The sequence below is a fragment of the Macrococcoides caseolyticum genome, from assembly GCF_002902665.1.
Taxonomy (GTDB): Bacteria; Bacillota; Bacilli; order Staphylococcales; family Staphylococcaceae; genus Macrococcoides; species Macrococcoides caseolyticum.
In genome coordinates, this window is the sequence record NZ_PPRM01000037.1 from 1 (window position 1) to 9,703 (window position 9,703).

Genomic DNA, 9,703 nt, shown 5'->3' on the forward strand with positions numbered 1-9,703 from the left:
GATATTTTGCTAATTTCTTTAAAATAACAATATTTTTCGAAGAAAAAAGACAAACTCACTTTTAGAATTGTGAGTTTGTCTTCAGTCTGAAATGAATGTGCCGTTCAGCACATTCATTTTTTTATTTCTTAAGATATTCAAAAATTCGTTTTGCGTTATCTGTGTTATCCATATTACCTCTCCAAGCTTGTGCTCCTGGACCATATCCATAGACGTTTACATCTTCTCCTGTATGTCCATCTGTTGTCCATCCTGTGTAGCTACGTTTGTTGACTGTCGCTTCAATTGCATCTTCAATCTTTCCAGCATCTCTTTTAGCAACAGCTTCTTTAATACCTTTAATTTCAGTAGCTTCTAATTCAAATCCAATATTTTCTGTAATTATTTTGTCGATATTTGCATCTTTTTTCAGTAACTCTGCTCTCAAATATTCAGGTGTATGCTTCATCTGTTTGATAGGATCAACCAGGAAGTTGTATTCTCCGCCTCGTCCCATAGACATCCCGCCTGTCGAGTGATCGGCAGTTGCGATAACTAGTGTGTTACAGTCTTTCTTTGCAAAGTTAATTGCTGACTGGAAAGCTAGGTCAAAGTCCCTCATTTCACTCATCGCACCAGTAATATCATTTGCATGTCCTGCCCAGTCAATCTGAGAACCTTCAATCATCAGGAAGAATCCATCTTTATCACTCTTTAACTTAGTCAATGCCGTTTCTGTCATATCCTTAAGTGATGGCATATTTTCATCACGATCTATCATCTTCGGCATCCCACCTTGTGAGAACAGTCCTAGTATTTGTTGGTTATTTGATTGTGTTGCTTTTACTAAAGATTTTTTATCTGTTACATAGTGATAGCCATCTTTTTGGAATGCTTTGACTAAATTTCTATCCTTACGTTCAAAGTATTCTTTACCCCCACCAAGCATTATATCTACCTTGTGCTCTCCATTTATCATTTCATCATAGTAATCATCTGCAATTTGCGGCATATTCTTTCTAGAAATGTCATGTGCCCCAAATGCGGCAGGGGTTGCATGGGTAATCTCACTTGTCGCAACCAGGCCCGTAGCTTTACCTACTTTCTTCGCCTGCTCAAGAACAGTCTTTACTTCTTTCTTCTGTTTATCAACAGCGATTGCATTATTATAAGTTTTAGTTCCTGCGCTCATCGCTGTCGCTGCTGCTGCTGAATCAGTGATGTTTTCATGATCATCATCAGCAATTGTGCGTTGTGCACCTAATAAATAATGGTCGAAAGCAACTGGATCTAATTCATGCGTCTCATCCTTATCTTCCATATATCGATATGCTGAAGTATAAGAAGGTCCCATTCCGTCACCAATCATAAAGATAACATTTTTTGGTTTCTGTTTATTACCACATTGAACCATTTCTGATTTTACACCATTATTTTGTGGTAAAGATTTTCCTCCCGCAAATACAGCGGTCGGCGCAATTGCAGATAATATTGCAGATACAGCTAATGTACCAGCAGTGATATAACGAAATCTAGTCATTAATATTCCTCCAAGTGTAAAAGAAATTTTTATTACTTGTTTAGGTTAACAATGAATTATTAAGAGAATATAATACCTTTGTAAATAATTCACGAAGAATTAATAAATTTATGTAAATAAAAATGGCTGAGACCAAAATCGTCTCAACCAATTTATTGATTCACTTTATCAAAGTTGTCTTCGAAGAAATGACGCGAAAACGCATCAAATGGCCATATACGCAGAGATACTTTACCCACGACATCACTTTTATCGATAAGTCCTAATTCTCTTCTGCTATCAAGGCTGACTTCACGATTGTCACCTAATACCAGGTATTTACCTTCAGGAATCTTCTTATTACCGTCCGCATTTACTAACATATCTACAGTAAAATCATCCGTGAGCTTTTCATTCGTCTTATTCTTACGATTTTCTTTCAAATAATCTTCCTGAATATACTGCCCATTTATATAAAGTTTATCATTCTTATATTCAACCGTATCGCCAGGCTTACCAATCAATCGCTTTATATAGTCATTTTTCGTATCTGTATGAAAGACAATAATATCTCCGCGATCAATGCTATCCGTCTTTGTCGAAATCTTATTGATAATCACGCGTTCTTTATCCTTAAACGTAGGGAACATAGAGTCACCATTTACTGCATACGTTGCAAATAAAAATGTATGTACAATATAGAAAACGACAAGTGCGACAAGTATTGATATGATCCATTCTTTTATCTCTTTTAACATATGTTATCTCCTTATATCAAAATTCTATACTATTATACCATTAATAATATGTAAAAAGATAATGTCATACTGTCATACTTTAGATGTATAAATCAATTATATAAATTCTGATTTCCTGCGCAAAGGATAAGCTTTGAATATACGACTTCCTACTAGCCCGACAATTAGACAGATTACCGCAATAACACTACCCCATCCAATAATCTGAAGCGGCTCATTAAATCCGAACATCACTAGAAATCCGGCTAGAGGACTCGCTGTTCCAGGTGCATCATTAACCATTCCAGAATGTGCAATAACCATACCCGCAAGTGCACCCCCGATAAAGTTACAAGAATAGATCGGTACAGGGTTTAAAGATATAATATCTGCCTGTGATAAAGGCTCAATACCTACAGCCACGATAGAAGCACGGTCTCCTAGCTTCAATTTATAGAACATCGTTGAATTAATAAACGCCGAACTGAATGATACCATTGCAGCAATCGCCATCGGTAATCCAGTCAGGCCAAGGAGTGCTGTTAGCGCCATCGAGCTTAGTGGCGCTGTTCCTACAACCGTAATAATACCACCAAGCACAAACCCCATAACAAGTGGACTTGCATCTGTAGATTGCTGTATGACTTCCCCAATTTTAATTAATGTATTATTAACTAAAGGTGTAACAAACATTGCCAGCATTCGTGCAAGTGGCGCAATAATGATAATGCCTACAATTAAATCGACACCTTCAGGTACATATTTTTCAGCATATTTCATTAGATGACCAACAACATACCCTGCAACGAACCCGGGCAATAAATCAAGGCCGCCACAACTTGCTGCTATAACGAGTGCGTAAACCGGAGATACACCAATAGATAAAGCAACTAAACCAGCTGCTGCTACACCACCAAGACTTCCAGCTGTATCTCCTAATTCTTCTAGAAACTTTATACCAAATATATTTCCACCAACGTATTTCTGAAACGCCTCGACAAGAAATGTTGCAATCGCGGCATTCGCTAATGCCCCCATTGCTTTCATACCGGATGGTGCTTTATATGTAAATAACGTAAACAGCACAAGGACAAGAAGTAAGAAACCTGTTCCAATTAAAATATCCACATTAACAATCCCTTCCTGCTTTTATAATATACACATGTGTTCTTTCTATAGTAACAAAAAAAACCGATCATCGTATCATACATTTTACACTTTTTATGAAATTTTATTTTTAAATAAATAATAAAGTCAGAAGCTAAGTGGATACTTCGCTTCTGACTTTAACTATTCTGACATTACAACCTACTTCACTGGAATATCCCAATGCGCTTTAAATTCACACATCTCCCAGAACATATACTCGTAGTAGCTTGTCTTAACAATAATCTCCTCTAAATCTGCAAGTACACGCTCAGGCATACCTTCAGCAAGCTCATCCATCAGTGCAATTGCATCATTCGTAAGTTCCGTAAATGCTTCCCCTGAATATGTTTCAATCCAGTCACGGTATGGATTATTATCATCTAATGCACCATCCTGCTTCGCTAAATGTTTCCCGATATAGTTATAACTCCATGCGCACGCAAGCAGACATGCCGTAACATGTTCAGCACCACCACGCTGTGCATGATTCAGCATATAGCTTGTATACGCTGTATTCACTGATGCCGCTTCAGTTGCTTCTAATTCACTTTCAGAGATACCGAACTGTTTCGCATAGCTGCGATGTAAATCCATCTCCATAAATAACGTACCATGCAGCAGTTTAGAGAAAATGCCCATCACACGCAGGTCAGGTGCCTTCGCACTCCCGATCGCCATTAATTTAGCATAATCAATTAAATAAACATAATCTTGCTTTAACCAGAACTGGAACTTCTCCTTCTCAAGCGAACCATCACCTAGCCCCTTAACGAAAGGATGTTCCAGATATGAAGCCCAGATCGGTTCAACACGCTTTAATATGCGCTCAGTAAACATGTGTTTCCTCCTCTTCAATAAAAAAATGCCTATACGCAGGTATAGGCATCAAGCACTTCCCTACGCTGGTATAAACCAAACAGGTTCAAAGGGTCGGATTACTCCTCTCAGCACGAATGCACCCCTAGTGATATTTTTTATTTTTATTTGTAGTACTGTTTAATCGTATCATATTAAATATTTATCTCAAGTCATTATAATCATAATCACTATCGGTATTATAGGAAATACAATAATCATGAATGCGATAAACCATGCAGCTGGTCTTGCCATATTGAGCGTCATCCCAAATTCAGATACTTCTGGCACCCATATATTGTCATCAACCCCTTTTGTTATACATATTATAGAACAGTTTAAAATCCAGAATAAAAAAACTGAGACTTAATCGTCTCAGCTCTTGATTAATCCAACTTCCAAATATCCGTCGCATATTGCTGTATCGTTCGGTCACTAGAGAATTGACCCGACTTCATTATATTCATCAAGCTCATCTGATTCCATTGTCTCTTATCCTGATACGTTGCCATCGCAGTAAGGTGAATATCAATATAGGAATTAAAGTCTTTAAGCAGGAAGTATTGATCATTGTTTGTCAGTACATGGTAGTATAGGTCATTAAATGCATAGTTTCTGCCGAACTGTTCATTGATAAGCGCGTCCATCGCGGTTTTCACACGTGAATCTGTCTTATAGATGTCCTCTGCTCGGTAGCCACCATTTAACTGATAATTAATGACTTCTTCAGAGCTTAAACCAAAGATAAAGATATTCTCTTTACCTACAAGCTCAGCGATTTCAACATTCGCTCCGTCCATCGTCCCCAGTGTAATCGCACCATTCATCATCATCTTCATATTACCTGTCCCTGATGCTTCCATCGATGCAGTTGATATCTGTTCTGATATTTCTGCTGCCGGCATAATATCTTCAGCTAATGTCACATTGTAGTTTTCTAGAAATACAACTTTAATTCTATTATCAACATCTGTATCATTATTAACTACATTCGCAACAGCATGAATGAGTTTGATAACTTCTTTCGCAATGTGATAGCCTGGTGCTGCTTTGGCACCAAAGATAAACGTTCTCGGTTGTATTTTTATAGACGGTTTACGTTTTATTTCATTATAGAGATAGATGATATGCAGTAAGTTCAATAACTGTCGCTTATACTCATGCAATCTCTTTACTTGCACATCAAATACTGAATGTTCGTCTACTTCAATGCCTGTCTTGTTGTAGATGACCTCTTTAAGTATTTTTTTATTATGCAGCTTCACTTCAGCTAATCGATCCAGGAAAGCATCGTCATTATAATAATGCATCAACTGCGTTAATTCCTGAGGATGTTTCACCCAGTTGTCACCTATTGCATCACTGATTAGATGTGACAGCTCAGGGTTAGAGGTCATCAGCCATCTTCTATGGGTTATACCGTTCGTCTTATTATTAAATTTCTCTGGTGTCAGTTTATAGAAATCATTAAATGTATGATCTTTAATAATTTCCGAATGAAGTGCAGCAACACCATTCACACTGAAAGAACCGACAATAGCAAGCTTGCTCATATGAACAACATTGTTGCTGATGACTGCAAGCTCACTAATCCTATCACGCATTTCTGGATGTGTTTCGTATACATCCTTGCAGAAACGTTCATTGATTTCATTGATAATCATAAAGATACGCGGGTTAACGTTCTGAACTTGGGATACTGGCCATTTCTCTAAAGCTTCCTGCATGATTGTATGGTTCGTATAGGCAAATGTATGCGTGACTATGTGCCATGCATCATCCCATCCGAGCCCTTCGTCATCCATCAGAATACGCATCAATTCCGGAATCCCAAAGGTTGGATGTGTATCATTGATCTGAATACAATGATACTTATGAAATTGTGTCACAGGCAGCTGATAGCGTTCTTTGAATTGTTTAATCAGCGTCTGAATCGTAGAGGATACTAAGAAATATTGTTGCTTGAGACGTAAGAATCGGCCTTCTTCAGTTGAATCATCAGGATATAAGAACCCTGAAATACGTTCTATACTTTGCATATACTCAAGTCGATTCTTGTAATCTCCATAATCTATCGTGTCATGTGGTAGTTCAGCACTCCAAAGACGCAGCTGATTAACAGTATCATTCTCATACCCTACAACGCCGACATCATATGGCACTGCAAGTACCGTCTCCTGATCACTATAAGTAAATTTAAGATTGCCGTCTTCAAGTACTGTGGAAGTGACTTGACCACCAAAATTTACCGATACCGCTTCCTCAATTCTTCTTGTTTCCCAAGGGTATACTTCCTGTAACCAGTTATCTGGCAATTCAATCTGTGTACCGTTGACGATACGCTGTTCGAATAATCCATAGCGATACCTTATACCAAAACCATTACCCATATATCCTAAAGAGGCGATAGAATCTAAGAAACATGCAGCAAGTCTGCCAAGACCCCCATTTCCTAACCCAGCATCATTTTCTTCACTATAAATTTTCTTAGGGTCACGACCGAGCTCAGTCAGTACTTCATTACATACATCTAATAGTCCGGCATTCAACAGGTTACTTTCAATTAATCTTCCAATCAGAAATTCCATCGATAGATAGTTAATCTGGCGTCTTTTAGCTTCAATGTTATGACGTTTAGTATCTACTCCTGCCTGATTAATTTCATCTTTTAATATAGAGCATATTGCGTAGAATATATCGTTATCTGTAGACTCTTCCAAAGTTGCAGTACGTTTATTCATCAACTTAGTTTCTAATACTTTACGAAATTCTGATTTTGTATATGTTCTCATTAAAGTCTCCTTAATAGATGTCTAAGTATTTTCGCGCTGAAGCATCCCAGCTATGGTTCACTTTTGTGATGTTCTTAATCAGTGCTTTATATTTGTTTTCATCATGATAGATTATTAATGATGCATAAAGTCTATCTAATAATTCATGTGCATTATAGTTAGCAAAGGATAATCCAGTACCTTCCATCGATACTTCATTGAAAGGAATGACGGTATCCTTTAACCCTCCTGTTTCACGAACTATTGGAATGGAGCGATATTGCAGCGCAATCAGTTGACTCAGACCACAAGGTTCAAAAAGTGACGGCATGATAAAGAAATCGCTTGCTGCATAGATCTGCCTTGAAACTTGTTCATCAAACCCTCTATAGAAGCGTACTTTATCAGGATACTTCTCCTGAAGATAATTAAAGTAGTTTTCAAACTCTACTTCGCCATTTCCCATGATAAAGAGCTGTACCTCATTCTGTATAAATTCTTCCATAATACGTATCACAAGATGCAGACCCTTTTGCTCTACCATCCTCGTGATTATTGCATACATTGGTATTTGAGCAGAAACGGGTAGATTGAAAGTCTCCTGAAGTATTGTCTTATTCTCTCGTTTTTTTAGAATCGAACTTTTGAAATTGACGGCGATGCTCTTATCAGTAAGTGCATTATAATCTTTAACATTTATCCCATTGACAATACCTGACAAATCATGTCCACGCATATTCAATAAGTCTTCAAGCCCTTCGCCGTAGTATGGTGACCTAATCTCTTCAGCATAGCTTGGAGATACTGTTGTAATCTTATCAGCATGGAAGATACCTGCTTTCATAAGATTCAGCATGCCTCTCCACTCAAAACCAGCAAAATGAACGCGATCAAGGTTAAAAAGATTGTCGAACGCATCGTACATCAGCATTCCTTGATATTTGATATTATGGATGGTAAACACTGTGCGAATTCCTGCAACAGGCTGCTTTATATTACATAGCGCAACTGCTGCCCCCGCTTGCCAGTCATGTCCATGAAGTACGTCAGGTTTATAATCTCCTCTATAGATAAATTCTATTACAGCATTTGAAAAGAAGACAAAACGTTCTCCATCATCATCATAACCATACAGTGTATCACGACTGAAATACTGCATATTATCAACAAAATAATAAATAATGCCATTCCATTTTAATGATAGAATGCGGGTATACTGAAAACGCCAGCCTACATGTGTCTGAAAAATCATTTCTTCTTTAAGCTGTTCCTTGTATTCAGATTTTAAGTCTTGATAAAGTGGTAAAATCACACGCACTTCACAGTCACCTGTTTGATTTAAATATTGAGGAAGACTGCCAATTACATCAGCAAGTCCTCCAGACTTAAAGAAAGGTGTGCATTCTGAAGCTACAAATAATATCTTTTTCATCACTTTTCCAACTTTCTTTAAATTGTTTGTCTTTTCGCAACAACAAACGGTTTATCTTGCGACCCGATCAATTTCTGATGCTCATTTACAATAACGTCTTTATCTAAAATAACATTCTCAATTAAAGCACCAGCTTTTATTTGACAATTTGTCATAATGATTGAATTTTTTATTGTTACACCTGGTTCAACACATACGCCACGGTAAAGAATACTATTTTCTACATGACCTGCAATTTCACATCCATTGGCAACAGTGGAATTGTGAACGGTACAATCGCCAATATATTTTGTCGGAGGTTGATTAGAAATCTTAGTTTTAATTCTATTTTCTTTCATAAATATTGCTTTGTAACGCTCAGGATCTAAAATGCTCAAGTTATTCTTATAGAAAGTCTTAAGTGAGTTGATATACATTGTCACTTCCTGAATGTCATAATATGTGACATTCAGCTCACCCATTCTTTCAAAAATACCATGGAAGAAGAAATTATCTTTATAATTCTGTATACAGTAATCCATAATTTCAAATAACTTATCCTTCTTTATAATATATGTGCCGGTAAATACGTGTGCATTGGCACTGTCATGGTTAAGATATGTCACTTTCGACCCTTCATTATTTACACGTAATAATGGTTGATGCATTTCTTCAAGCTCATCTACATTCTCTGAAATCAATGTGATATCTGCATCATTTTCTATATGAAATTTAAATGCATCTTTAAAGTCTGTATTTACAATCATCTGTGATCCAGAAATAATAATATCCGTTGCATTGCTTCTAATGAAGAAATCACGGTTGTTATGAAAATGTCTTAAATCTCCTCTAGAAATATCAGATGGATCATGCCAGTCAGGAGGTAGCACAAATAATTTTGATTTTCGATCATCAAGACCAAAATCATCACCATTGCCAAGATGATCCATTAAAGAACGATACTTCTGATTGACAAAGATTGCAACTTGATCAGTACCTGAACTTACTATATTAGAAAGGCTGAAATCTATCAGACGGTATCTTCCTGCAAATGGCACGCTCGCACCATTTCGAAAATATGTGAGTTCTTCTAGATAATCCTGTTCATTTGATAAATTAATTAATCCCATAAGAGAACGCATTATGCATGACCTCCTGTAAATTCATGAATATTTTTAGGACCAACAACAATTGATATGCTCCCTATAAGGTAGACACTTAAAAAGTGAAAATTTTATAGGGAGTTTTTAATTTGAGAAACAAGAAAATTTCATTTGATAAA

At 36.9% G+C, this 9,703-nt stretch carries 7 protein-coding genes and 1 riboswitch; all 7 genes read right to left on the reverse strand.

Annotated features, from left to right (window positions below; all coding sequences use genetic code 11):
• Positions 1-121: 121 nt before the first annotated feature.
• The 7 genes from CD152_RS06405 to glgD all read right to left on the reverse strand — a co-directional run bounded on the left by CD152_RS06405 (position 122) and on the right by glgD (position 9,563).
• Positions 122-1,519: an alkaline phosphatase gene (locus CD152_RS06405; RefSeq protein ID WP_103214535.1), complete on the reverse strand. Its 1,398-nt coding sequence runs from the start codon at positions 1,517-1,519 to the stop codon at positions 122-124.
• Positions 1,520-1,671: 152 nt separating this feature from the next.
• Positions 1,672-2,256 carry a signal peptidase I gene (lepB, locus tag CD152_RS06410; RefSeq protein ID WP_012656696.1) on the reverse strand — a complete coding sequence of 195 codons (585 nt, stop codon included), beginning with the start codon at positions 2,254-2,256 and terminating at the stop codon, positions 1,672-1,674.
• Positions 2,257-2,352: 96 nt separating this feature from the next.
• Positions 2,353-3,363, reverse strand: coding sequence for a PTS sugar transporter subunit IIC (locus CD152_RS06415; protein ID WP_012656695.1), 1,011 nt, complete (start codon positions 3,361-3,363; stop codon positions 2,353-2,355).
• Between the two features lie 180 nt (positions 3,364-3,543).
• Positions 3,544-4,221, reverse strand: a complete 678-nt coding sequence (gene tenA, locus CD152_RS06420; protein WP_101140554.1) for a thiaminase II — start codon at positions 4,219-4,221, stop codon at positions 3,544-3,546.
• A 40-nt stretch (positions 4,222-4,261) separates the two neighbouring features.
• Positions 4,262-4,357, reverse strand: a riboswitch (TPP riboswitch).
• 268 nt (positions 4,358-4,625) lie between these two features.
• The gene (locus CD152_RS06425) at positions 4,626-7,031 is read right to left on the reverse strand and encodes a glycogen/starch/alpha-glucan phosphorylase (RefSeq protein WP_103214536.1); all 2,406 of its coding nucleotides are present in this window, start codon (positions 7,029-7,031) and stop codon (positions 4,626-4,628) included.
• A gap of 10 nt (positions 7,032-7,041) precedes the next feature.
• On the reverse strand, positions 7,042-8,442 hold the full coding sequence (locus tag CD152_RS06430) for a glycogen synthase (RefSeq protein ID WP_169926171.1): 1,401 nt from the start codon (positions 8,440-8,442) through the stop codon (positions 7,042-7,044).
• Between the two features lie 17 nt (positions 8,443-8,459).
• Entirely contained in the window at positions 8,460-9,563 is a 1,104-nt protein-coding gene (glgD, locus tag CD152_RS06435; RefSeq protein ID WP_101140551.1) for a glucose-1-phosphate adenylyltransferase subunit GlgD, read from the reverse strand.
• Positions 9,564-9,703: the final 140 nt, after the last annotated feature.

Bases quoted from the DNA above. Each gene is read 5' to 3' on its own strand.
- CD152_RS06405 (WP_103214535.1), bottom strand. From the start codon at position 1,519: ATGACTAGATTTCGTTATATCACTGCTGGTACATTAGCTGTATCTGCA.
- CD152_RS06430 (WP_169926171.1), bottom strand. From the start codon at position 8,442: ATGAAAAAGATATTATTTGTAGCTTCAGAATGCACACCTTTCTTTAAG.
- tenA (WP_101140554.1), bottom strand. From the start codon at position 4,221: ATGTTTACTGAGCGCATATTAAAGCGTGTTGAACCGATCTGGGCTTCA.
- glgD (WP_101140551.1), bottom strand. From the start codon at position 9,563: ATGCGTTCTCTTATGGGATTAATTAATTTATCAAATGAACAGGATTAT.
- CD152_RS06425 (WP_103214536.1), bottom strand. From the start codon at position 7,031: ATGAGAACATATACAAAATCAGAATTTCGTAAAGTATTAGAAACTAAG.
- lepB (WP_012656696.1), bottom strand. From the start codon at position 2,256: ATGTTAAAAGAGATAAAAGAATGGATCATATCAATACTTGTCGCACTT.